19 protein-coding genes and 1 pseudogene are annotated in these 21,844 nt (G+C 70.4%); 10 read left to right on the forward strand and 10 right to left on the reverse strand.

Annotated features, from left to right (window positions below):
• Positions 1 to 137 precede the first annotated feature (137 nt).
• A complete protein-coding gene (locus tag ACFWYM_RS24625; RefSeq protein WP_384841074.1) occupies positions 138 to 1,574 on the forward strand; it encodes an FAD-dependent monooxygenase in 1,437 nt (478 codons plus the stop codon).
• A gap of 50 nt (positions 1,575 to 1,624) precedes the next feature.
• On the opposite strand, the gene ACFWYM_RS24630 is transcribed toward ACFWYM_RS24625, so the two are convergent.
• Positions 1,625 to 2,020 carry a RidA family protein gene (locus ACFWYM_RS24630; RefSeq protein WP_384841077.1) on the reverse strand — a complete coding sequence of 132 codons (396 nt, stop codon included), beginning with the start codon at positions 2,018 to 2,020 and terminating at the stop codon, positions 1,625 to 1,627.
• 144 nt (positions 2,021 to 2,164) lie between these two features.
• Here ACFWYM_RS24630 and ACFWYM_RS24635 point away from each other — a divergent pair, with 144 nt between their 5' ends.
• Entirely contained in the window at positions 2,165 to 3,142 is a 978-nt protein-coding gene (locus tag ACFWYM_RS24635; protein WP_384841080.1) for a helix-turn-helix transcriptional regulator, read from the forward strand.
• Positions 3,143 to 3,183: 41 nt separating this feature from the next.
• On the opposite strand, the gene ACFWYM_RS24640 is transcribed toward ACFWYM_RS24635, so the two are convergent.
• The 4 genes from ACFWYM_RS24640 to ACFWYM_RS24655 all read right to left on the reverse strand — a co-directional run bounded on the left by ACFWYM_RS24640 (position 3,184) and on the right by ACFWYM_RS24655 (position 6,361).
• Positions 3,184 to 4,011: an SDR family oxidoreductase gene (locus ACFWYM_RS24640; protein WP_384841083.1), complete on the reverse strand. Its 828-nt coding sequence runs from the start codon at positions 4,009 to 4,011 to the stop codon at positions 3,184 to 3,186.
• 118 nt (positions 4,012 to 4,129) lie between these two features.
• Complete coding sequence (locus ACFWYM_RS24645) at positions 4,130 to 4,690, reverse strand: DinB family protein (RefSeq protein ID WP_384841086.1); 561 nt, start codon at positions 4,688 to 4,690, stop codon at positions 4,130 to 4,132.
• A 160-nt stretch (positions 4,691 to 4,850) separates the two neighbouring features.
• Positions 4,851 to 5,342: a hypothetical protein gene (locus ACFWYM_RS24650; RefSeq protein WP_384841088.1), complete on the reverse strand. Its 492-nt coding sequence runs from the start codon at positions 5,340 to 5,342 to the stop codon at positions 4,851 to 4,853.
• A 104-nt stretch (positions 5,343 to 5,446) separates the two neighbouring features.
• On the reverse strand, positions 5,447 to 6,361 hold the full coding sequence (locus ACFWYM_RS24655) for a MerR family transcriptional regulator (RefSeq protein WP_384841091.1): 915 nt from the start codon (positions 6,359 to 6,361) through the stop codon (positions 5,447 to 5,449).
• A gap of 62 nt (positions 6,362 to 6,423) precedes the next feature.
• Between ACFWYM_RS24655 and ACFWYM_RS24660 the strand changes: the two genes are divergently transcribed.
• On the forward strand, positions 6,424 to 7,263 hold the full coding sequence (locus tag ACFWYM_RS24660) for a maleylpyruvate isomerase family mycothiol-dependent enzyme (RefSeq protein WP_384841094.1): 840 nt from the start codon (positions 6,424 to 6,426) through the stop codon (positions 7,261 to 7,263).
• Between the two features lie 55 nt (positions 7,264 to 7,318).
• Complete coding sequence (locus ACFWYM_RS24665) at positions 7,319 to 7,564, forward strand: NAD-dependent epimerase/dehydratase family protein (protein ID WP_384841097.1); 246 nt, start codon at positions 7,319 to 7,321, stop codon at positions 7,562 to 7,564.
• Here the strand turns inward: ACFWYM_RS24665 and ACFWYM_RS24670 are convergent.
• Positions 7,462 to 8,790, reverse strand: a complete 1,329-nt coding sequence (locus ACFWYM_RS24670; protein ID WP_384841100.1) for a cytochrome P450 — start codon at positions 8,788 to 8,790, stop codon at positions 7,462 to 7,464. The two genes, ACFWYM_RS24665 and ACFWYM_RS24670, sit on opposite strands and share 103 nt — an antisense overlap.
• A gap of 246 nt (positions 8,791 to 9,036) precedes the next feature.
• Between ACFWYM_RS24670 and ACFWYM_RS24675 the strand changes: the two genes are divergently transcribed.
• Positions 9,037 to 10,749, forward strand: a complete 1,713-nt coding sequence (locus ACFWYM_RS24675; RefSeq protein WP_384841145.1) for a sigma-70 family RNA polymerase sigma factor — start codon at positions 9,037 to 9,039, stop codon at positions 10,747 to 10,749.
• A 62-nt stretch (positions 10,750 to 10,811) separates the two neighbouring features.
• Here ACFWYM_RS24675 and ACFWYM_RS24680 read toward each other — a convergent pair whose 3' ends face one another.
• Positions 10,812 to 11,564: an endonuclease/exonuclease/phosphatase family protein gene (locus ACFWYM_RS24680; protein WP_384841103.1), complete on the reverse strand. Its 753-nt coding sequence runs from the start codon at positions 11,562 to 11,564 to the stop codon at positions 10,812 to 10,814.
• On the opposite strand from ACFWYM_RS24680, the gene ACFWYM_RS24685 reads away from it, so the two are divergent.
• Positions 11,554 to 11,775: a hypothetical protein gene (locus ACFWYM_RS24685; RefSeq protein ID WP_384841106.1), complete on the forward strand. Its 222-nt coding sequence runs from the start codon at positions 11,554 to 11,556 to the stop codon at positions 11,773 to 11,775. The two genes, ACFWYM_RS24680 and ACFWYM_RS24685, sit on opposite strands and share 11 nt — an antisense overlap.
• A gap of 179 nt (positions 11,776 to 11,954) precedes the next feature.
• Here the strand turns inward: ACFWYM_RS24685 and ACFWYM_RS24690 are convergent, their stop codons facing one another.
• Positions 11,955 to 12,689 carry an MgtC/SapB family protein gene (locus tag ACFWYM_RS24690; RefSeq protein WP_384841108.1) on the reverse strand — a complete coding sequence of 245 codons (735 nt, stop codon included), beginning with the start codon at positions 12,687 to 12,689 and terminating at the stop codon, positions 11,955 to 11,957.
• Between the two features lie 310 nt (positions 12,690 to 12,999).
• Between ACFWYM_RS24690 and ACFWYM_RS24695 the strand changes: the two are divergent.
• Positions 13,000 to 13,221: pseudogene (locus ACFWYM_RS24695) on the forward strand (cytochrome d ubiquinol oxidase subunit II); the annotation flags it as partial.
• 155 nt (positions 13,222 to 13,376) lie between these two features.
• Positions 13,377 to 13,961 (forward strand): hypothetical protein, encoded by a 585-nt coding sequence (locus ACFWYM_RS24700; protein WP_384841111.1) that lies wholly within the window; start codon positions 13,377 to 13,379, stop codon positions 13,959 to 13,961.
• 21 nt (positions 13,962 to 13,982) lie between these two features.
• On the opposite strand, the gene ACFWYM_RS24705 is transcribed toward ACFWYM_RS24700, so the two are convergent.
• Entirely contained in the window at positions 13,983 to 17,840 is a 3,858-nt protein-coding gene (locus ACFWYM_RS24705) for a CARDB domain-containing protein (protein WP_384841114.1), read from the reverse strand.
• A gap of 388 nt (positions 17,841 to 18,228) precedes the next feature.
• On the opposite strand from ACFWYM_RS24705, the gene ACFWYM_RS24710 reads away from it, so the two are divergent.
• A complete protein-coding gene (locus ACFWYM_RS24710) occupies positions 18,229 to 19,716 on the forward strand; it encodes a sulfatase (RefSeq protein WP_384841148.1) in 1,488 nt (495 codons plus the stop codon).
• Positions 19,717 to 19,751: 35 nt separating this feature from the next.
• Here ACFWYM_RS24710 and ACFWYM_RS24715 read toward each other — a convergent pair whose 3' ends face one another.
• Positions 19,752 to 20,651: an arylamine N-acetyltransferase gene (locus ACFWYM_RS24715; RefSeq protein WP_384841117.1), complete on the reverse strand. Its 900-nt coding sequence runs from the start codon at positions 20,649 to 20,651 to the stop codon at positions 19,752 to 19,754.
• A gap of 284 nt (positions 20,652 to 20,935) precedes the next feature.
• On the opposite strand from ACFWYM_RS24715, the gene ACFWYM_RS24720 reads away from it, so the two are divergent.
• Positions 20,936 to 21,802 carry an LLM class flavin-dependent oxidoreductase gene (locus ACFWYM_RS24720; RefSeq protein WP_384841120.1) on the forward strand — a complete coding sequence of 289 codons (867 nt, stop codon included), beginning with the start codon at positions 20,936 to 20,938 and terminating at the stop codon, positions 21,800 to 21,802.
• Positions 21,803 to 21,844 lie beyond the last annotated feature (42 nt).

The following is a 21,844-nucleotide window of genomic DNA, read 5'->3' on the forward strand; positions in this document are numbered from 1 at the left end:
GCGCGTCGTGGTCGGATTCCACCGAGTCGACGTCGAACGGTGTCGGATAGCGGCGTGGCCGAGCCGGATCCTGGATCGGGCGGCACGGTCGGCGGAACGTGGCTTCTGTCCTGATCGACACAGGCAGAGGAGAGTCCGTGGACACCGATGTGCTCATCGTCGGCGCCGGCCCGACCGGCATGACACTGGCCAACGAGCTGCTGCTGGCGGGGGTGTCGACCGTGCTGGTCGACAGGCTGTCGCAGCGCAGCGACCTGTCCAAGGCGGGAGGCGTGCAGTCCCGAACGCTGGCGGCGCTCGACCAACGCGGGCTGCTGGAGCCCCTGCTGGCCACCGGGGACCACCCCGTCACCACGGGCCACTTCGCCGGTGTTCCGCTCCCGCACCACTCCGACCGACACCAGTTACCGTGGCGGTCCGTGCCGCAGGTGGTGATCGAGGGATTCTTCGAGCAGCACCTCGCCGCGCACAGCCTCCACGCCCGCAGGGACCACGAACTGGTCGGCCTCGCCCAGGACGACGACGGAGTCACCGCGGCCTTCGCCGACGGCGCCACCCTCCGCTCCCGGTACCTCGTCGCCGCCGACGGAGCCCACAGCACCGTACGGTCACTCCTGCGGGCCGAATTCCCCGGTCAGCCGGGCACGTTGACGATCACCGCCGCCGACGTGCGGCTGGACGGCATCGAGCAGTGCGCGTCACACACCTGGAACGAGGACGGGCACTGGGCCGCGCACTTCCCGCTCGGCACCGATCCCCGGGGCAGGCCACTGCGGCGCCTGGTCCTCGGCGGGCCGGACCAGGTGCGGCCGAGGGAGACCCCGGTCACCGAGGACGACATCCGCGACGGCCTGAGCACCGTGTTCGGAACGCGGGTGCACCTCCTCGAACTGCGCTACGCCCGCCGCATCACCAATGCCTCACGGCAGGTCGGGCAGTACCGGCACGGGCGGGTCTTCCTCGCGGGCGATGCCGCCCATGTCCACCTTCCGCTCGGGGCCCAGGGCATGAACACCGGGATGCAGGACGCGTTCAACCTCGGCTGGAAGCTCGCCGCCGCCGTGCACGGCTGGGCGGCGAAGGACCTGCTCGACACGTATCACGACGAACGGCACCCGGCCGGGGCCGCCGTCCTGCGCAACGTACGGGCCCAGAGCCTGCTGATGGACTGGGCCGGAACCCGCGATCCGGAGGTGCTGGCCGCCCGGGAGATCTTCACGGCCATGGCTCAACTCCCGGACGTCCAGCACCATCTCGCCGACCTGATGTCCGGCATGGCCCACCGCTATCCGATGCCGGGCACCGAAACCCATCCACTCGTCGGCCGACCCGCACCGGACCTGCACCTCGGCCCGACCCGGGTGCACGCACTGCTGCGCTCCGGACACGGGATCCTGCTGGATCCGGCCGACGCGTTCGCCAAGGCCGCCGACCCCTGGTCGGACCGGGTGGACCGGGTGGGCCAGGGCACCGACACCGAGCCGATGCTCATCCGGCCGGACGGCTACGTGTGCTGGGCAGGCGAGTCCGACCCGGAACCGGCCCTCGACCGCTGGTTCGGCGAATCCCGCTGAGACGACACCAGGCCGCGCGCTCGCCTCCAGCCCACGGGTGCGTCCGGCCCCTACGCGACGGCGGTCCCCTCGAGCTCGACCAGCTGGCCGGGGACCGCCAGGCGCGTCACCCCGAGCATCGTGGAGGCAGGCGCCACCCCGGCGGCACCCAACCGCGCCGCCAGCACGCCGTAGTGCGGGAAGAGCAGGTCGACGTCGGTCGTGTAGACGTTGAGCCGGACGAGGTTCGCGAGTGTCATGCCGGCCTCGCCGAGCACGGCCTCCACGTTGTCTATGCTCAACGCCAACTGCGCCGCCATGTCGCCCTCGTGCTGGGGCTTGCCGTCGCTGCTCATCGCGGTCTGCCCGGAGATGTACAGGGTCCGCGTGTGCCCGGAGACAACCTCCCCCTGGTTGAATCCCAGCTCCACCGACCACGGCACCGGGTTGACTGCCGTTCTTTCCACCGCCACATCAGCTCCATTCGACTCATTCACCGGGAGTGCGTACGTCCAACGGCGCCGCAGCCACCGGCCTTTGACGTCGTCGCCTCAAGGAGCCTGCCAACAAATCACGACACCTTCAGTCACGTATTCGATTAGAGTCCCCGCATGCGTGCCGACCGGCTGGTGTCACTGGTCCTGCTGCTGCGCCAGCGCGGCCAGTTGACGGCGGACACGCTCGCCCGCGAGCTGGAAGTGTCCACCCGCACCGTGCTGCGCGACATCGAGGCACTGTCCGCGGCCGGCGTCCCGGTCTACGCCGAACGCGGCCGGCACGGCGGCTTCGCGCTGTTGCCCGGCTTCCAGACCGAGCTCACCGGGCTGAACCACGACGAGGCCCTGGCTCTGCTGGCCGCCGGGTCGGGGCGCGGCGGCGAGCGGGTGTTCGGCCTCGGCACGGCGCTCGCCTCGGCCATGCGGAAGGTGGTCGACGCGCTGCCCGAGAACCACCGGACCTCCGCGAGCGAAGCGGCCCGGCGATTCCTCGTCGACCCGGAGAGCGACCTGCTCGCACGCCCACTGGCCACCGAGGAGATACCCGGCACGACCATGATCGCGATCAGGCGTGCGGTGCTGTCGGGCCACAGACTGCGCATCCACTACGCGGCCACGGGGCAGAGCGCACAGTGGCGCACGGTGGACCCGATCGGCCTGGTCACGGTGCGCGACCGGGGCTACCTGCTGGCCACGAGAGCCGGCGCGGACCGCACCTACCGGCTGTCGCGAGTGGTGGCCGCGGAAGCACTCCCCGAACCGGCACAGCGGCCCAACCAGGTCGACCTGGACCGGATCTGGCGCGAACGCTCCGCACAGTTCCGCTCCGGCGGCGACCACATCACCGTGCAGGTACGGGTGAACCCGGAGCGACGCGAGGACCTGCTGGACACCGCGCTGGCGGTCCGGGCGGAAGCCCCCGACACGGACGGCTGGCTGCGCCTCGAGCTGACCTTCCAGGACTCCCGCCACGCCGAATGGGCGCTGTGGCAGCTCACCACGGACGCCGAAGCCCTGGCCCCGCAGTCGTTGCGCACCGCCCTGCACCAGCGGGCCACGGCGATGGCCACCCGCTACGAAGACGGGTCCTGAAACGGAAGCGCACCGGCCCGGGCGCAGGGCGACACGAGTTGTCAGTGCCGACACCGCAGGAATACGCGGGCGCCGCGGAGCGGAGTGGACAGAGCACGCTGCGTCTGTGTGCTGTCCAGACGTACGTCCAGTGGCCCCGGGGGTCCGGTGTCGGCGCGGCGGCCCGCCGCCAATCGGGAGACGTCCAGGCCGTCACGGCCGGCGATCAGCACACCGAGCTCATGACGGCTCACAGCGTCCGGCCCGGCGAGGTGAACCACCCCCGCGTGCTCGGAGTCGGCCAGCTCAAGAACGGCCCGGGCGAGATCACCGACATGCACCGGGCACCGGATGTCATCGTCGAAGAGCACGCCCTCGCGTCGCCCCAGGGCCATTTCATGGACGAACACCTCGTGCTGGGAACCACCGTCACCGACGATCAGCGAGGTACGAGCGACCAGGGCGTCCGGTACGACCAGGCGGATCGCCGTCTCGGCCGCGGCCTTCGCCGCCCCGTACGGGGTGATCGGATCCGGCTGGGCGGACTCGTCGTAGTGGACGTCGGCGCCGGAGAAGACGGCGTCACTGGACAGGTGCACCAGCCGGGATCCGAACTGGACGGCGGCCATGGCCAGGCGGATCGCGCCCTCTGCGGTGATCGCCCAATCGGCCTTGCGGTACGCCGCGTTGACGACGACGTCCGGCTGGGCAGCCTCGAGCGCCCGCGTGATCTCACCGTCCCGGCGCAGGTCCAGGGGCAACCAGCGCACGCCAGGGACATCACCGGAACGGGTCGCGAAGGTCGCCGTCACGCCATACCCGGCCGCATGCGCCTGCTGAGCCAACTCGCGACCCAGGAAGCCGCTGCCGCCCACGATCAGAAGGTTCATGAGCCACGCCCCTCCCCAGAACGTGTGGCGGCGCGGAGCAGCAGGCCGGGCCGGGCCGACGAGGTCCGCCTCCGACTCCCTGCCGCTCCGCGCCCTTCTCATGCGGGTGCGACGTCGCTCACTGCCCCACCCGTCCGTCGACGCACTCGCGCAACAGGTCGGCGTGGCCGCAGTGGCGGGCGTACTCCTCGATCCTGTGCACCAGGAGCTCTCGGACGGCGATCTCGTCCTTGCCCAGGCGCTCGCCCAGATCGGTGTGCCGGGCCAGCTCGGCGTCGGTCGCGGCCTGCTCGCGTTCGAGCGTGGCGTACGCGGCGTCGACCTCGGCCTGTTCGGCGGCCGCGCCGATGAAGTCCCCGTCGGGATCCCCGTACAGCTTCGGCAGCGGCTCGCCGTCGCTGATCCAGTTGAGCCAGTCCCGCTCCACCTCGGCGAGATGGCGGATCAGGCCGAGCAGCGACATCGTCGACGGCGGCACCGATCGGCGGGCCAGCTGCTCAGGGTCCAGGCCCTCGCACTTCATTCGCAAGGTCGTGCGGTAGTCCTCGAGGTACTCCTGCAGCGTCGCGAGCTCGCCCTCGGGGCCGTCTCCGTCACGTTCGCGGGGGTCGTCGGCCGGGTCGACCCACATGTCGGGGTAGACATGCGCCTGGGTCCAGCGTTCGGGTTGGTCGCTCATGAGGGCCATCGTCGTGCGTGAAGGCCCTGCTCGCCAGCGAGTTTTGCGGGATCGGGCCCTCGCGCGACGGGATGGGGGGAGGAGGCGGGCGCGGTTCCGGGTGGCTATGCGCCCGGGGTCGCGATCCCGCCCCCTCACCGGGCAGTTCAGCCCTCTTGGCTCACTTGAGGGTGTGGCACGCCTTCTTCGAGTCGTGCTTCCACTGCACGCAGACGAGCGTGCCCTTGGGGAGCTTCGGGCCACCCGTGCCGTTCGGCTTGCCCCACTGGACCTCGGCGGTCTGGCCGTGCTGCACCGCACGGGCCGGGCGCCAGTCCATGCCGACGCGAGCCTTGCGCTGACCCGGCTTCTTGTACAGCCAGCGGGCCTTGCCCGCCTTGTACGGGGACTTGGAGGTCTGGACGTAGTTCAGACCACGCTTGCCGGACCCCTTCTTGTTCCAGTAGAAGAAGGTGGCCGAGTACGTGCACGTACCGTGCTTCTTGCGCGCACAGGGCGTGGCCTGGTGCCGGTCGACCTGCGCGGCGGCCTTCGCCCGGACCTGGCCGGACCCCTGGCCCTGGCTCTGCGCCTGAGCCGCCGGTACCGCGGCCGTGACGGCGAGTGCTGTGGCGGCGCCAAGGAAGAGCGCCTTCCCCGTGTGGTTCAACACGTGCTGATGACCTCCAACGGAAGGTGGTGACGTCATCAGCAATCTAACGATCACCGCCGGGCGCTCCGCAATTGTCCATTGGGGCAACAAGCCCTGAGCCCTCGTCAGGGGCCCACCGAGCGCGCGAGAGAGTCGGTCAGCCACAGGTAGGCCGTGCCGGGTGTGACGGGGGCGTCGTCGGCCTCCGCCGCCAGCCGCCAGTATCGGCGCATGCGCGGCTCGCGGTCCGGAGCCACGTGGGCGAGGAGCCGGCGCCTGAAGCGTGGTGTGTCGCGGTCGGCGCGGGCCCAGGCGTGTGCCGCGACGAAACGGTCCAGGGCCGGGCCCGGGCAGGGAGGTTCGTCCGCGTGCAGCAGTGGCTCGGCCAGGGCGCACGCCTCGCCGATCCCGGTCATCAACTCGTCCTCGTCCGCGACCACTTCGGCGGTCGACCGCGCCCTGTCCCGCAGGCGGCGCGTCAGCGTGCGGTCTCCGGCCAGCGCGAACAGCTCGGCGAAGGCCACCACTTGCCGTGGCGTCGGGTCGGCGGGCCGTGCGGGCACCGCCAGGGTCACGAACGCGCTCAGCATCGCCTCGGACACCGGCGCGGCCATCGACCGTCTCCAGAAGTCGATCAGCGCGTCACGGGCGGCGCCCCCGCTCTGTACGGCGGCCAGCAGCTGGAGGCGGGCGGCTCGGTGAGCCGGTCCGGTCTCTTCGAGTGCGCGCAGTGCGGCCCGTCGCCAGGCCAGGTCCGTGAACTCGGCGTCGAGCGCCGCCCGTTCGGCGGACACGGCCTCCGCCATGGAGCGCTCACCCGCGAGTACGCCACGGATGGCGGGCAGCCCGAGCCCCAGGCGACGCAGCCGGCTGACCAGGGTGAGCCGCTCCACCGCCACCGGGGGGAACCTGCGGTGCCCGCCCGTGCTGCGCACCGAATCGATGATGCCTTCGTCGCAGTAGAAGCGAATGGTGCGCACCGGGACGCCGGTCTGCCGTGACAGGTCGCCTATCCCGAACGTCTCGTCGAGCAACGGCACTTGAATCTCCACTGGGCTGGAGCTTCTACCGTACCGGCGTCACCGAGTGAGGGGAGCTTTTGATGATGACGTCGACGCTGGACATGGCCCGGCTCGTAGAGGGTCTCAGGGAACAGACGGGGAGCCTTGCCCGGGCGGTGGCCGTCGCCGGCAGCGGCGGGGCCCCCGACCTGCCCGTGCCCACCTGCCCGGAGTGGACGCTGCGCACGCTGGTCGGGCATGTCGGCCAGGAACACCGATGGGCGGCCGAACTCGTCCGCAAGGGAGAGCAGTTGCCCCTGCCGGTGCCAGAACTGGCCGATCCCGGTGGGCCGGAGGGCTGGTCGCGGTGGTTGAACGAGGGTGCGGAGGAACTGATCCGTGCGGTTGAGGGCGTCGGCGCGGACACCGAGGTGCGCACGCTCTTCGGGCCGCGGCCGGCCGGGTTCTGGCTGCGCAGGGTGCTGAGCGACACGTGCGTGCACCACTACGACGCGGCGGTGGTGACGCACAGCGCGGGCGAGATCGCCTACGAATTCGCCTACGAGATCGCTGATGACCTCGCGGCCGAGGTCATCAGCGAGACCTTGGATCTGCTGTGCACGCCGGGCTTTGAGGCGGTCAGGCCGGGCGTCGGTGAGCTGCGGGGCAGGGGAGAGCGGATCGGACTGCGGCCCGTCGGCCCCTCGGGGGACGGTTGGGTGATCACCAGGGGCCCTGGAGGGCTGAGTTGGGAGCACGGGCCGGTCGAGGCCGACGTGGTCGTGTCGGGGGAGGTCGTGGAGCTGATGTTGGCGATGTCCGGCCGGATCGTGGTGTCGGGTGGGGACGGCCGAGCGTCGGATACGGGCGGGGACCGCCGGGTGTCGGTGGCGGGCGACCGCGCGCTGCTGGACCACTGGCTGACCCACTCCACCCTCTAGCTCCCGCGCTGACCTGTGGCTATAGGGAGGTTCAGCGAATCAAAGAGGCACAGCCATGCGCATCTTCGTCGCCGGCGCGACCGGCGCGATCGGCCGGCACCTCCTGCCGCTGCTCGTCCAGGCCGGGCACGACGTCCTCGGCGCCACCCGGAGCGCCCACGGGCTCGCGCGCCCGGAGCGGGGCGGAGCGCGAGCGGTTCAGCCGCCGACTGCCACCGGTAGCCGCGCGAACCCCCGCAGCACCCGGGTCCGCCGCCGCCGGGGCGGTCCGGCGATCCCCAGGTCCGGGAAGCGTTCGTAGAGCTGGCGCAGCGCCACCCGCGCCTCCAGCCGTGCCAGACCGGCCCCCAGGCAGTAGTGCACGCCGGAGGAGAACGCGATGTGGTCGGCGGCATTGGCGCGCGTCACGTCGAAGCGGTGCGGGTCGTCGAAGACGGCCGGGTCCCGGTTGGCGGCGGCGAGCAGGACGAGCAGGGGCCGGCCCCGGGGCACGCGGACGCCGTCGACGGCCGTGTCCTCGTACGCGACGCGCAGGGTCAGCTGCACCGGCGAGTCGAAGCGCAGCACCTCGTCGACGGCGTTCGCCCACAGGCCGGGGTCGGCGCGCACGGCGTCCAGCTGGGCGGGGTGGCCGTCGAACAGGGCCACCGCGTTGCTGATCAGGCCCACGGTGGTCTCGAAGCCGGCGCCGAGGACCAGGAGTCCGACCGCGCGCAGCTCGACCTCGTCGAGCGCGTCGTCGCCGTCGAGCAGCGCCAGGCGGCTCAGCAGGTCGTCCCCGGGGTCCGCGCGCAGGCGCCGCACATGGCCGGTGAACCATTCGGCGAGGGCCGTCACGCCCCGCTCGGCCGTGTGGTACTGCCGCCAGGTCAGCCCCGGGTCCAGGAACAGGGCCGCGGCGTCGCCCCAGCGCAGCAGGTCACGCCGGTCCGCCGGGCGGACGCCCAGGAGATCGCCGATCACCGCCACCGGCAGCTGTGAGGCGAACCGCTCCACCAGGTCGAACCGCCTCGCCCCGTCCCCCTCCAGGGAATCGAGGAGCTGCGCCGCGGTCTTCGTCACCCGCTCCTCGAGGGCGGCCACGTGCCGGGGAGTGAACGCCTGCGACACCAGGCGGCGGTAGCGCGAGTGCAGGGGCGGGTCGACGGCCAGCATCGACGGCGGATCCAGCGGGCCGCGGGCCTGGTCGCGCGTGACCCGCCCCAGCAACCGCACCGCCCGGCTGGGCAGCTCGCCGTGCCCGCCGCCCACGCCGAACTGATCGCTGCGCAGCACGGTGTTCGCGGCGGCGTGTCCCACCACCGCGCCGAGGCCGGGCCTGAGGACCACCGCGCCGCGGCGGCGCAGCCCGGCGTAGAGCGCCATCCGGTCGGCCCGCTGGGGCTCCAGCGCGATACGGGCGAGCGGATCGCCGCGCAGGGCCCCGAGCTGCAGCACGGTGCGGGGCAGCCGCTGGGAGATGCCCCAGCGGACGGTCGAGGCGACGAAGTCGGGCAGAGGCGACGTGGCGGATTTGTCCTGCTTCATCGGGCAGCCCCTTCAGCGGAAGTAATCAACGATTGCATCAGCGGGATGAGGTCCGGTCAATCCCCGTCGGCGGCGGTCAATGGCCGTCGCCACACGCCGAGTTGAGGGATGTGTGTCCTTGGGGCGATGCGGCCCTGCCGGGCGGCACTCCAGTCCTGTGTCGGGTGACACTCCTGTTTTTGTTATGAGCACCCCTGCCCAAAGGTCTCCCATGTGTCGGACAGATAATGCCGGGACGTGGAAAGGATGTGTGCGGGCGTGGCAGCGAGAGGCGAAGCCGACCGTGCGGTGGTCGAGGCGGCTCAGCAGGGGGCGCTGTGGGCGCAGGACGAGCTGGTCGGCGCGTATCTGCCCCTGGTGTACAACATCGTCGGGCGGGCGCTGAACGGCCACGCGGACGTCGACGACGTGGTGCAGGAGTCCATGCTGCGCGCCCTGCGCGGGCTTGGCGCGCTGCACGATCCGGCCGGGTTCCGGTCCTGGCTGGTGGCGATCACGATGAACCAGGTCCGCACGTACTGGTCGAGACAGCAGGCCGCCTTCCCTGGGTCGGATCTGCAGGACGCCTACGAAGTCGCCGATCCCGGCGCGGACTTCGTAGACCTGACCATCGTCCGCCTCGGCCTTGAGGGCCAGCGGCGCGAGGTGGCGCAGGCCACGCGCTGGCTGGACACCGACGACCGCGCGCTCCTCGCCCTGTGGTGGCTGGAGGCCGCGGGCGAACTGAGCCGGGCCGAGGTCGCCGCCGCGCTGGGCCTCTCGCCGCAGCACACCGGAGTGCGCGTCCAGCGGATGAAGGCACAGCTGGAGACCGCGCGCCTCGTGGTGCGCGCGCTCGCCGCCACGCCGCCGTGCCCCGGCCTCGCCCGGCTGACCGGAGACTGGGACCACCGCCCCTCGGCCCTGTGGCGCAAGCGCATCGCCCGGCACGCGCGGGAGTGCACCGTGTGCTCGGGGCACCAGGCCGGACTGGTGCCCGCCGAGGGGCTGCTGGTGGGCCTGGCCCTCGTGCCGGTGGTCGGCGCCGCCGTCGGCCTGCCGGGGCTTGCCCCCTTCCACGGGGCGGAGGCCGGTCACGCGTCGACGGAAGCGACGGAAGCGATGGGAGAGGGCCTGGGGACTTCGTACCAGGATGTGTCCCCGTACGCGGACATGGCCCCGACACAGCCCTCTTCTGGGAACGACACCACGGTCCTGCACGCGGCGGACCCCGCCGGACCGTCGCACGGCGGCCGGCAGCAGCTCCGCGCCCAGGAGCGAATACGCAGGCGGCGCCGGACCACCGGCATGGCCGCGGCGATCGCCGTGCTCATCGCCGGAGGGACGCTCGCCACCTTGGAGGCGATGCCGTCCGACGGGGACCGGCAGGACGACACGGTGCGATCCGCGGCCGACTCCACGTCCGCGACCCCCACCAAGGACGTGACGCCCTCGTCGCCCACGGCCACACCCTCACCGTCACACCACAAGTCCCGCTCTCCCAAGCCGCGCAAGACTCATGCCAAGCCCAAGCCCAAGCCGAAGCCGTCGAAGACCAAGACGCCGCCGCCGAAGCCCCGGCCGACCCCGAAGCCCACCGCGGCTCCCGCTCGGACCCCGGCGGAGAAGGTCCTGGCCCTGGTCAACTCGGAGCGCTCCAAGGCGGGTTGCCGCCCCGTGAAGCTCGACAGCCGCCTCTCGCGCGCCGCCCAGCTGCACAGCGAGGACATGTCGACGAACCACTACTTCGACCACACGAGCCAGGACGGACGCACCTTCAGCGACCGGGCGACGGCCCAGGGCTACAGGACGCCCGGCGCCGAGAACATAGCGCGGGGGCAGAGCTCGCCCGAGTCCGTGATGCAGTCCTGGATGAACTCGCCCGGCCACCGCGCCAACATCCTCAACTGCGACCTGACCACGATGGGCCTCGGCCTGGTCGACGACGACTGGACCTGGACGCAGATGTTCGGCTTCTAGGGGCGGTACGAGGTCCAGCCCGAGGTCCAGCCCGAGGACCAGCCCGAGAGGCAGTGTGAGGCTCAGTACGTGAACGTGGTGACGACGGCGAGGTGGTCGCTCGGCCAGTTCGGGCCGCCGCCCACGGTCGTGGAGGAGGTCGCGTCCAGCGTCGAGCCCTTGTACTGGATGAAGTCGATGCGGTCCTGCGGCTCGCGCTTGCCGTTGGTCTCCTTGACCACCGGGGACCAGGTGTTGCCGGGCGTGGCCGCTTCGTCGGGGTGGACCTCGCGGTACGAGTCCCAGTAGCCGCCGTCCCAGAACGCCTTCGTCGCGGGCCACTGGACCACGGAGTTGCAGTGGCTGGACTTCGTCTTGGTGGTCCAGTCGAGCTGGGAGGGCGAGTTGAAGTCACCGGCGACGATCGCCGGGCTGCCGCCCGCCCAGGAGACGGTCTCCTTGGCCTGCTGACCCCGGAGGGCCTCGTCGGCGTAGATCGTCTCGTACGAGTCGTTGTCCCAACAGGCGTTGTAGGGGCCGTACTTGGTGTAGTTGAAGTGGACGGAGTAGATCCAGAATCCCTTGATCTTCGCCGCGGCGACGCCGTTGCCGCTGCTGGTCCAGTCCTTCTTCTCGATCGGGTAGCGGGAGACGATGTCGACGTGGGTGCCGGTGGCGGTGGTGTACCAGCCCAGGCGGTCGGCGACCCGCTGGGCGACGTCACCGTTGCTCTCCTGGAGGGCGACGACGTCCGCCCCGGAGCTGGTGATCGCCGAGGAGATCTTGCCGATGCCGTCGCTGACGTGCGTGCCTCCGTTCCAGGTGTTGAACGTCATCACTTTCAGCGTGTTCGCCTTCACCGCGCTCGACCTCGCGGACGGCTTCGCGCTCGTTTCCGTGCTCGATTCCGTGCTCGAGTTCGCGCTGGCGGAGCCGGGCATGAGCGCCAGGGCGGCCAGGCAGGCGGCGGAGGCTGCGGCTATGAAGGGGGTGGAGTTTCGGGGGGTGACCATGGCGGAAGTTCTACCGCCACATCGCCTTGTCTGACGAGGCGTTGGTCTGACACTTCAGTGAAGGTTGTGCGCAGTGGGAAGCCACAGGCCGTGCAGCGTCACATGGTGACTTCCCATAGTCCCTCGCCCTCCCCCCCCGGCCCTCGTCCTCGCCCCGGCCCGCACCTTCGCCGCGTCCTTGCCCCCGTACGCCCGCCCTCGCCGGGCGTACGGTCACTCGTCGCCCTGGCCGCCCCGGCTGCAGGCCACGACCCCGGACACATCCGCGAACCGGGCGGTCAGCGTCCCGGCGTCGCCGCCGCGGCCGATCACCGCCAGGTGCACCTCGGCGAGCTGTTCCGCATCGTCCATCGACGCCGTGAGAGGCCCCTGCGGTGCGAGGACGCGCAGCTCGGAGACCGTGAACCCGCTCTGGTCGCACGCCTCGAGGAGTTCATGCAGCAGCCCGGTGCGCTGCAGATACGCGATGCGGTAGTGCACGGGTGCCGAGCGCAGCACGGACAGCCGGTGCGCGAGCGGACGTATGGCGTACGCGACCAGGAAGTACGCGGCGGTCGCCAGCACCGCGAGCAGCGGCAGCCCGGCCCCCGCGGCGGCGCCGACCGCGGCCGTCAGCCAGATCGTCGCCGCGGTGGTGAGCCCCTGCACGGAGCCCCGCTGCACGAAGATGACCCCGGCGCCGATGAAGCCGAGCCCCGACACGATCTGGGCGGCCATCCGGGAGGGGTCGACCTCGACGGTGCCCGCGTGCAGGACGTCGCTGAAGCCGTACTTGCTGACCAGCGTGAACAGCGCGGCGCCGACACCGACCGTGGTGTAGGTGCGCAGCCCGGCGGACTTCTGGCGGATCTCCCGCTCCAGGCCGATGGCACCGGACAGCGCCAGGGCCAGGCCGAACTCGGCCACCTGCCGCCAGCCCTGCCCTCCGGTCTCCAGCAGCTGCCGCATGCTTCACCGCCTCACCGGGCCCGCTCTCACCCACCTGCGGGCGAGCTGCCGGCCCACGTACATGTGCCGTTCGGTCCGCGCCCGGCTCCCCTCGTCGAGCCGTCGAGCCGCGAGTCGTCGAGTACGTCGCCGAGCGCCGACTCCAGTATCCGTCGACCCCCATCAAGATCCTGTGATCCTGTGTGCCAAGCCCCCGAGCCTCCGGCGGGTGTCTCTCTCTGTCTCCGCCCCGGCTCAATGGTGCGGGCGCGTGCTCGTGATCACGCAGCCCTGGCCGCCGTGGCACGAGAGGACGACCCATGCACCTCTCGGGGTCGGGATCCTCACCAAGCTGCTGGCGGAGAACCGCATGGAGAAGCGGGTCCCGATCAACACCATCGGGCCGGTGTGGGACGGCAACGAGGACTGGATGCTCACCGCGGGCGGCGCCACCTTCGCCAACATCGTGCGCGGCGTGAAGATCGACGCGCACGAGGGGTGCGCGGGCAACTTCTGGGACCTGCTCAACCCGTACGCGATCCTGGGCGGACTGGATTCACCTTCGTTTACGTGGCGCACACACCCCGCCGCCTTTTGTCCTCACAGCGGACTGCATAAGCCTCAATACATCTCCTTTCGAAAGAGCTTCCATAAAAGGGAAAGAGCTTGCCGAACAGCTCGACCTGCCGAGAGGAGCGAGGAACCCTCATGAGTTCCAGTCAGCAACTCGCGCCCCGTATGGAACCGGGCGACACCGTGCACGAGACGGATTCCCTCGTCTGCCCGGACTGCGCAAATCACTGGGTCGAGGAATACGACGTCCTCCGCACCGTCGATTACCTCGGAGTGGACCGCGACCAGTACTCCGTCGACGGCCGCCGCGTGCCGACGCCGTCGCCCGACCCCGTCTGCGCCCAGTGCGGCGGCACGGGCACCGAGATGACCGCGACCTGGTCGCCGGTGCACGCGCCCACCGCCCCGCGCAGGGCCCGTAAGCCGTTGCGGACCACGCGTGCGGGAGCACCTCCGCGGCGCCGGCACGTCACCCAGCACCCGCGGCTCGGCGCCTTCTCGTACTCCCTCGAACAGGGCGCGTGCTACGTGCTCGCGGGCCTTCTCGTCCTGGTGATGCTCGTCCTGGTCGGCAGCGTCATCGGGCTCGCGGTGGCGCCTCTGCTCGTGGTCCCGTTCGCCGCTCTGCTGCGCTTCGGCCGTCGCGCGGCGAACCGGTCGGCACAGGTGTTGCCCGCAGCGTCCGCCACGGGCAACACCCCTCACTCACCGCTCTTCTGACTCGTCTTGAGCACCCTCCCTTCAGGGGTTGTTGATGATCTTGAAGGTGGACGTCGTGTTCTTGATGTCCTGTGCGTTGTCGCTCAACTTCAGCCCGTTGAAGGTGGCTTCACCGACCGCGGGCCCCTGCCCCGGTTCCGGCAGCTCGTTCGCCCAGACGCCGAAGCCGGACTTGGCGTCGTACTCGTCGCCGCTCTTGTGCGCCCCGGTGATCGAGACGTCCGTGAGAATGGTGTCCTTGACGGGGAACTGGGGCTGGTTTCCCACGTAGTTGGTCTGGAACATCACGCCGCTGTACGTCGGCGAGACGATGTCGACGTTGTTGATGCGAATGCCCTGGAAGATCTTCGAGGCCGAGAAGAGCCAGATGCCGGGGAAGGTCTGGCCGTTCCAGAAGTGGCCGCCCGCCCGCTCGATCGAGATGTTCTCGAACGTCGTCGGATCCTTCCCGAAGCCGTTCATCGGGTAGCCGAAGTCCAGCGAGCTGATGGTGATCCCCGAATACACCAGGGTGTCGGCGATACGGATGTTGCGGAAGGTGTTGCTGTAGCCGCCGTAGACCGCGATCCCCGCGGCCCGCCAGGTGAGGAGGGTCGTGAGGTTCTCGTAGACGTTGTTCTTCTCGTCCGCGCCGCCCGCGTCGATCGCCGAGAACAGCGCGAAGCTGTCGTCACCCGTGGCCCGCGCCTCGTTGTTGGTCACGAGGTTGTCCGTACTGCCGTTGGTCATGTTGACGCCGTCGGCGAACAGGTCACGGATGCGGGAGTTCTTGATGGTCATGCGGTCGGTGTTCGCGCCCCAGTAGAGGCACACCATGTGCTCGTTCCAGATGTTGTCGATGGTGATGTCGGCGACGTTCGAGAAGTCGAAGACCTTGCCCGGACCGTCGATCCGCGACGTGTAGTTGCCGAAATAGGCGAAGTTCGTGAACGTCGAGCCGTTCGCCGAGCTCTCCGCCCGGAACCCGATGTCGGTGTTCTCCTGTCCGCTCGGCGCGTGGAAGCGCGTGAACCAGGGACCGGCGCCGACGACCTTCACCGCCTTCCCGTAGACCTGGAACTTGCTGGAGGTCTCGTAGCCGCCGGGCGGCAGATACACGCCGACCAGCTTGCCGGTGGTGTCCATGCGCACCTTGTCCAGCGCGTTCTGCACGTCCTGGTGCGAGAAGCCCGCCGGGACGGTGTACGCGGCCGGGTCCGGGTTCGCGACCTGCTTGGCCTGCTCCAGGCTGACGAAGTCGATCGCGTACGAGGACGCGTTGGCGGCGTCCTTCTGCAGCTTGATCCTGCTGCCCGCCGGGACGGTCCTGCCGAGCTGCAGATTCGCCTCGTCGTAGATGTGCCGCGCCGGACCCGCGCTCGGCGAGTTGCCCGGGTTGGCCTCCGCGCCGTACAGCCAGGCGTACTTGGAGGTCAGGTCGATGGACTTCAGGAACGTGCCGTCCACGTAGACGTTCAGGCTGGCGTTGGTGCCGCCACCGCCCGCCGCGTCCGGGATGGAGAAGCGGGTGACCAGCGTGTTCGTATCGGCCTTCGCGGTGAACTCCACCGAACTGCCGGTCGAGTCGAGCGTCACGGCCTTGCGCCCGGAGGCTTCGCCCGCGAGGTCACCGATCTTCCGGTTGGGTCCGACGGTCTTGGCACCGCCGCCCAGGACACCGTCCTCCGCCTCGTACATGTCGTACGGCATGGCGGCGCCCCGCCCGATGAACAGCGGCTGGCTCGTGGAGTTGTTGCCGCGCTTGCCCGGCGCTTCCTTGCCGTCGTCGGCGATGACGGTCTTCACCGTGTACTTGCCGTTGGCGGCCGTCCAGGTGCCGAGCTTGACCGGGTCGGTGGTGGCGCCCGCGGCGATCGAACCGCTGTAGCTGCCGGTCAGCGTCTTCACCGTGTCGCCCTTGGCGTCGCTGAGCGTCAGCGAGATGGCGTGCTCGCCGCCCGCCGAGGCCACGTTGCCCTGGTTCTTCAGCGCGACGGAGAAGGTGACGGTGTCGCCCGCGGCGGCCGCGCTCGGCGACCACGAGACCGGCGACGCGACCAGGTCGGAACTCTCAACAGCCTTCACGACCAGGGGAGTCGGGCTGTTGTAGGTGTTGTTGCCCTCGTTCTCCTCGATGACGTCGTTGGCGGGGTCGACCACGGCGCTGAGCGGATAACTGCCCGCGTCCCGCGTGCCGATGCTCGCCTCGACGGCCTTCGACTCACCCGCGGCGAGCGCCCCCACATGCCCGGTCGCGACCTTGCCGCCGCCCAGCTGGAAGGCGACATCGGTGGCCGCCGACGCCTCACCGCCCCGGTTGTGCACGGTGGCCGAGAGCGAGATGGGATCCGACTCCAGCGGCGCCGCCGGAGCCGACGTGAGCCCGGTGACCTCCAGATCCGGATTCGGCGCGGCCTTGCCGAGCACCTGGAATTCCGCCACCTGCCCGCCCGTGGCACCCGAGTTCGCCGTGAACTTCAGCTGTACGTCGGCCACTCGCGCGCTCACCGGAATGGTGACCGTGTTGCCGCTCGCCGGGTCGAAGGAGTAGTCACGGCCCGCCACCAGGCTGGTGAAGTCACTGGCCTTCTGCTCCCGGCCGAGCACCTCGATGCGCTGGGTGCGGGCCGACCACACGCTGTCCGGGTTGAGCCTGACCACCACCGCACTGGTGTCGGCGTTGGCGCCGAGCTTCACGGTGAGGGTGTGGGGGTAGCTGCCCGGCGCGCCCTCCCAATAGGTGCTGGTGCTGCCGTCGTTGGCGTTCTTGGCGACATAGGTCTGCTGCACGGACGAGGCGCTGATCGGCTTGCCCGCGGCCAGATCGGCGTCGGCGGCGGCCGAACCGGCGCGGGTGACGGTGGGGTTGCCTGCCGACACGTTGCCCGCGGCGTCCCTGGCCCGCACGGAGTACGCGACACCGCCCTGGTGCGCCGTGCCGATCGCGTACGAGGTGGTGCGGGCGCCCACGCGCTTGCGCAGCTTGCCGTCGGCGTAGATGTCGTACCCGGCGAGCTTCTTGTCGTCGGCGGAGGGCTGCCAGGTCAGCTTCGCCGGGCCGTCAGTGTGCCCGCGCTTCTGGGGTGTGATGCTGAGACCGGCCGGTGGTATCGGGTTCTGCCGGTCACCCGTCGACTTCTTGCGCTTGAGTGTCGCGCTGTCGGGGGACTGGTTCCCGGCGGCGTCGCGGGCCCGTATCGCATACGTGGTGGCGGCGCCCGAACTCCCGGGCGCGGCCTGGGAGTCGGTGTAGGTCGTCACGCCGGGCGGGAGGCTCGTACGCAGGTCGCCGTTGACGTAGACGTCGTAGGCGGTCACGCGCTGGTTGTCGCGCGCCTTGTGCCAGGTGAGCTCGGCCTGCCCGCCGGGGCCTTGGGAGAGGGTGGCCCCGCCCGGCGCCGAGGGCGGCTGATTGTCACCGCTCGTGGGGCCGTACACCTCGAGGTCGGCGAGCCGCCCGGTGGCCGCGGCCGAGCTCGAAGTCTCGCTCGTGGCCTTGTTCTTGCCCTTGCCTGACGGGGCGGGGAAGAGCACGCGCACGTAGCGGGCGGTGGTCACGCCGAAGGAGAGGTTCACGGACCGCTCGTGCCCGGCGCTCGCCTTGTAGCCCTTGACCTCGCTGAGATCCGTGAAGTCCCGCCCGTTGGTGCTGCTTTGGAGCTTGAGGGTCTGCGTCCGCGCGTGCGGGGCGGCGGGCAGGTGCAGCACGGCCCGCTCGATGCGCCGGGTGGCCGCGAGGTCGGTCCGGACCCACGGGGAGCGGCCGCCGCCGGTGGTGAGCTTCCTGCCCTGGGCCAGGTCGGTGCGCGAACTGCCCCCGGACGAGGGGGTGTTGGCGGCCGCCACGGCCAGCGAGGGCAGGCCGAGCGCCGCCAGGGCGGTGGTGAGGAGGACGGCCATGACGGGCCGGCTCCTGGACGGTCTTCTCATGAATCTCCGATCTCCAGCCGGCGGGGCGCGCGGCTGCGAAGGCGCGGCTCTGTGTGACGTCCATCGGAGAGCTCACTGGACGCACACTCGATTTCTTGCGTTCAGTTGTTGGAGACTGCCAGAGAAGAGTCAACTGGTCTACGTTCAGGACAGAGTGAATTACAGAGTCCATGACAAGACTTGCCGCTCAGGCTCGAGCTGCGGATGGACGGCCGGCGTGATCCGGCGCCCCCAAGAGCCGCCCCGCCCGCCGTACTTTCATCGGCCTCTCAGCTTCCGCCCCTAGCGTGACGGCCTTCACATGTCCGCCCCTGCCACGGAGGAGACCATGAACCCCGCCCGACGCGAGCGATTGCCGATGTGGGTGGCCGTAGGAGCCCTCGCGGTCACTGCCGTTGCCTGTCAGAGCAGTGGAAAGGACTCCGGGAACGTTGCGGAGAGCGGTCCGCGGAGCGACCCGAAGCGGCCCAATGTCGTCTTCGTGCTGACCGATGACCTCTCGTCGGATCTCGTGAACCACATGCCGCACGTGAAGGAGATGCAGAAGGCGGGCACCTCCTTCGCCAACTACACGGTGACCGACTCGCTCTGCTGCCCGTCCCGTTCATCGATCTTCACCGGCAAGTACCCGCACAACACAGGGGTGTTCACCAACACCCCGCCCGACGGCGGCTTCGACACCTTCAACAAGCGCGGCAACGAGGACAGGACCTTCGCCACCGAGCTCAAGAAGCAGGGCTACCGCACGGCGATGATGGGCAAGTACCTCAACGGCTACGAGCCGGACATGACCGTCGGGGGAGAGAAGAACTACGTCCCGCCGGGCTGGGACGAGTGGGACGTGGCCGGCAACGGCTACAAGGAGTACGACTACACCCTCAACGAGAACGGCAGGACCGTCGACTACGGCAGGGAGCCGAAGGACTATCTGACCGACGTCGTCAGCGACAAGGGCCAGGACTTCATCGGGGAGTCGGCCCAGGACGGCAAGCCCTTCATGCTCGACATCTCCACCTTCGCCCCGCACGGCCCGGCGACCCCCGCCCCGCAGGACGAGGGCAAGTACCCGAACCTCCCGTCCCCCAAGCCCCCGGCCTACAACACGACACCCGAGAAGGCCCCCACGTGGCTGGCCGACAAGAAGCCCCTCACCGCCCAGCAGCAGAAGAAGATCACCACGACCTACCGCAAGCGCGTGCGCGCGGTGCAGGCGGTGGACCGGATGATCGGCGATCTGCAGAAGCGGTTGAAGAAGGAGGGCGTGTACGACAACACGGTCTTCGCCTTCGCCTCGGACAACGGCTTCCACATGGGCCAGTACCGGCTGATGCCCGGCAAGCAGACCGCCTTCGACACGGACGTCAACGTGCCGCTGGTCATGACCGGACCGGGCATCCGCAAGGGCGCCACCTCCAAGGCCGTGGCCTCCAACATCGACCTGTGCCCCACCTTCACCGACCTCGGCGGCGCCACCCCCGACGCGGCAGCGGACGGGCGCAGCCTCGTACCCCTGTTGAAGGGCGCCACGCCCGACGACTGGCCGCAGTCGGCCCTGATCGAACACCACGGACCCAACACGGCGCCGAACGACCCCGACAAGCCCCGCAAGGGCAGCGGGAACCCGCCGAGTTACGAGGCCGTGCGCACCGACACGTACACGTACGTGGAGTACAAGAACGGGGCCCGCGAGTACTACGACCGCAGCGAGGATCCCGACCAACTCCACAACATCTACGGGCAGTTGTCCGCAGAGCGGAAGAAGGCCCTGTCGGCGGCGGTCGCCGAGCTGCGGACGTGCAAGGGGTCCAAGGAGTGCTCCGAGGCGGCCACCACTCGTACGGTCTGAGGCCCAAGTCAGTGGGCGCTGAGGCCGGTTGACGCTCAGGTCAGCTTGGGCAGCAGCAGCTCGGCGTCCTGAGGCGACAGCACGATCCCGAAGAGGTCGGCCAGCACCTTCGGCACCTCGACCGGCTCGAGCTCCCGGGTCTTTGGCGGCCCGGGAACACCGGGCCTGACCGTGGTCAGCAGCCGGCTGTCCAGGAGGTACAGCCGGTCGGGGTGCACGCGCTGCACGAAGAGCCGGTCGCTGAAGGGCGTGAGCGGGCTGCTGGAACCGAAGTGGTTCGTCACGCGGAGATCGGCCGGGTACTGCGGATCGAACGTGAACGTGTGCCGCAGCATCCAGCCGTCGCCGGTGGTGTCGACCTGCCCGTCGCCCTCGCGCACGGGCTGGTACAGGGCCCATCCGTGGGCGCCGGGCGTGACCTCCTGGCGGCGCAGCCGGTACGCCCACACACCGTCCGTCGTCTCGGTCGTGTCCGACGCGTCCCCTTCCTCGGGCACGGCGATGGGCTCCAGCGGACTCGCCCCGAACCCGACGTCGCTCAGCCAGCGCCGCCCGTCCAGCTCCACGACGACCATGGCGTGCGTCGCGGGCCTGATGCGGGTCGCCCCCATCTGGACCCGCCCCTGGATCACCGTGAACCGGAAGCCGAGGCGCTCCAGGGCCGCCGCGTAGAGGGTGACCTGCTCGAAACAGGTGCCCCCGCGCGGGCTGCCGACCAGCTTGGCCTGCACGGACGGCAGGTCGAGCGGCCGGTGCTTGCGCAGCACCGCCTCCAGGTTCTCCCAGCGCACGGCGAGCACATGGGCCCGGTGCAGCGCGCGGAGCGTCGCGAGAGTGGGGGAGCGGTCCCCTTCGTACCCGAGGTGCGTCAGATAGGCGTCGAGATCGAGTGCGTCGCCGTCCCACATGTGGAAGGTCTCCTGGCTGGTCGTCACGTCAACGGGCAGGGTGCCGGTCGGTTGGACCGAGGCCGACGGGCAGGGCGCCGGCCGGCCGGACCGCGGCCAACCGGCACCGCTTGTACGAGTCTTGAAGCGATCTTTCACGCGACGGCATTCCGCCCTGTGCCTCGGCCCTTGGTCCCGGTCGTCCCTGGGACCTCCGGCCTACGCCCACCCCGGGACTTCCGCCCTGCTTCCGCTCTGCTTCCGTCCTCCTCCGCCCCTTCGGGGCCGCCGCGGGCAGGACGGGGAGGGGCGGATCAGTAGCCTCGGACGGTATGCGACTTGATGCGGTGATGTGGCCCGATTCTCCCTGGACGGAAGCGCGTGCGGAATGGCGCACGGCCGAGGAGTTGGGCCTGGGCGGCGGATGGATCTACGACCACCTGTTCTGGAAGCAGGGCCGGCCCTGGCACGAGGCGTACACGACGCTCGCCGCGGTCGCCGCGACGACCTCGCGCATCGGCATGGGCACCATGGTGACCTCCCCGAACTTCCGCCACCCCGTCACCTCGGCCAAGGCCGCGTTCACCCTGAACGACATCTCCGGCGGCCGCTTCACGCTCGGCATCGGCGCGGGCGGCCCCGGCGGCGACGCGGACGTCCTCGGCGAGCCCGGCCGGACCCGCGCGCAGCGCACGGCCCGCTTCGAGGAATGGGTCGAGCTGACCGACCTGCTCCTGTCCCAGGACGCCACCACTCACCAGGGCGCACACTTCTCCGCCCGCGACGTCGCCATCGGCGCCGACAACACCCCCGCCACCCGGCCCCCGCTCGCCGTCGCCGCCACCGGCAAGCGCGGCATGGCCCTGGCCGCCCGCTTCGCCGACCAGTGGCTCACCCAGGACATCAGCCAGGACCCCAAGCTCTACGCAGGCACCCCGTACGCCGAGATCGAGCGGCAGACGGCACTGCTCGACGAGGTCTGCCGCGCCCACGGCCGCGACCCGTCCACGCTGCCCCGACTGTGTGTCCTGGGCTACGGCGAGGAGCGCCCCCTCGATTCCCTGGAAGCGTTCCGCGACTGCGCGGGCCGCTACGGCGAACTCGGCATCTCCACGATCGCGGTGCTGTGGCCGCGGGGTGCGGACGCCGCGGCGCAGATGAAGGTGCTGGAAGAGGCGGCGGCCGAACTCGCGTCGTGAGGGCTGACCGGTGACGTGGGTGCGGGGCGCGGCTCTCGGCGC

Origin of the sequence: Streptomyces sp. NPDC059009 (genome assembly GCF_042740175.1) — a bacterium.
In the GTDB taxonomy this organism is placed as follows: domain Bacteria; phylum Actinomycetota; class Actinomycetes; order Streptomycetales; family Streptomycetaceae; genus Streptomyces.

Excerpts from the sequence above, each read along its gene's own strand:
- ACFWYM_RS24635 (WP_384841080.1), top strand. The coding sequence starts at position 2,165 with ATGCGTGCCGACCGGCTGGTGTCACTGGTCCTGCTGCTGCGCCAGCGC.
- ACFWYM_RS24640 (WP_384841083.1), bottom strand. The coding sequence starts at position 4,011 with ATGAACCTTCTGATCGTGGGCGGCAGCGGCTTCCTGGGTCGCGAGTTG.
- ACFWYM_RS24645 (WP_384841086.1), bottom strand. The coding sequence starts at position 4,690 with ATGAGCGACCAACCCGAACGCTGGACCCAGGCGCATGTCTACCCCGAC.
- ACFWYM_RS24660 (WP_384841094.1), top strand. The coding sequence starts at position 6,424 with ATGATGACGTCGACGCTGGACATGGCCCGGCTCGTAGAGGGTCTCAGG.
- ACFWYM_RS24665 (WP_384841097.1), top strand. The coding sequence starts at position 7,319 with ATGCGCATCTTCGTCGCCGGCGCGACCGGCGCGATCGGCCGGCACCTC.
- ACFWYM_RS24670 (WP_384841100.1), bottom strand. The coding sequence starts at position 8,790 with ATGAAGCAGGACAAATCCGCCACGTCGCCTCTGCCCGACTTCGTCGCC.
- ACFWYM_RS24675 (WP_384841145.1), top strand. The coding sequence starts at position 9,037 with ATGTGTGCGGGCGTGGCAGCGAGAGGCGAAGCCGACCGTGCGGTGGTC.
- ACFWYM_RS24680 (WP_384841103.1), bottom strand. The coding sequence starts at position 11,564 with ATGACGTTCAACACCTGGAACGGAGGCACGCACGTCAGCGACGGCATC.
- ACFWYM_RS24690 (WP_384841108.1), bottom strand. The coding sequence starts at position 12,689 with ATGCGGCAGCTGCTGGAGACCGGAGGGCAGGGCTGGCGGCAGGTGGCC.
- ACFWYM_RS24700 (WP_384841111.1), top strand. The coding sequence starts at position 13,377 with ATGAGTTCCAGTCAGCAACTCGCGCCCCGTATGGAACCGGGCGACACC.
- ACFWYM_RS24705 (WP_384841114.1), bottom strand. The coding sequence starts at position 17,840 with ATGGCCGTCCTCCTCACCACCGCCCTGGCGGCGCTCGGCCTGCCCTCG.
- ACFWYM_RS24710 (WP_384841148.1), top strand. The coding sequence starts at position 18,229 with ATGTGGGTGGCCGTAGGAGCCCTCGCGGTCACTGCCGTTGCCTGTCAG.
- ACFWYM_RS24720 (WP_384841120.1), top strand. The coding sequence starts at position 20,936 with ATGCGACTTGATGCGGTGATGTGGCCCGATTCTCCCTGGACGGAAGCG.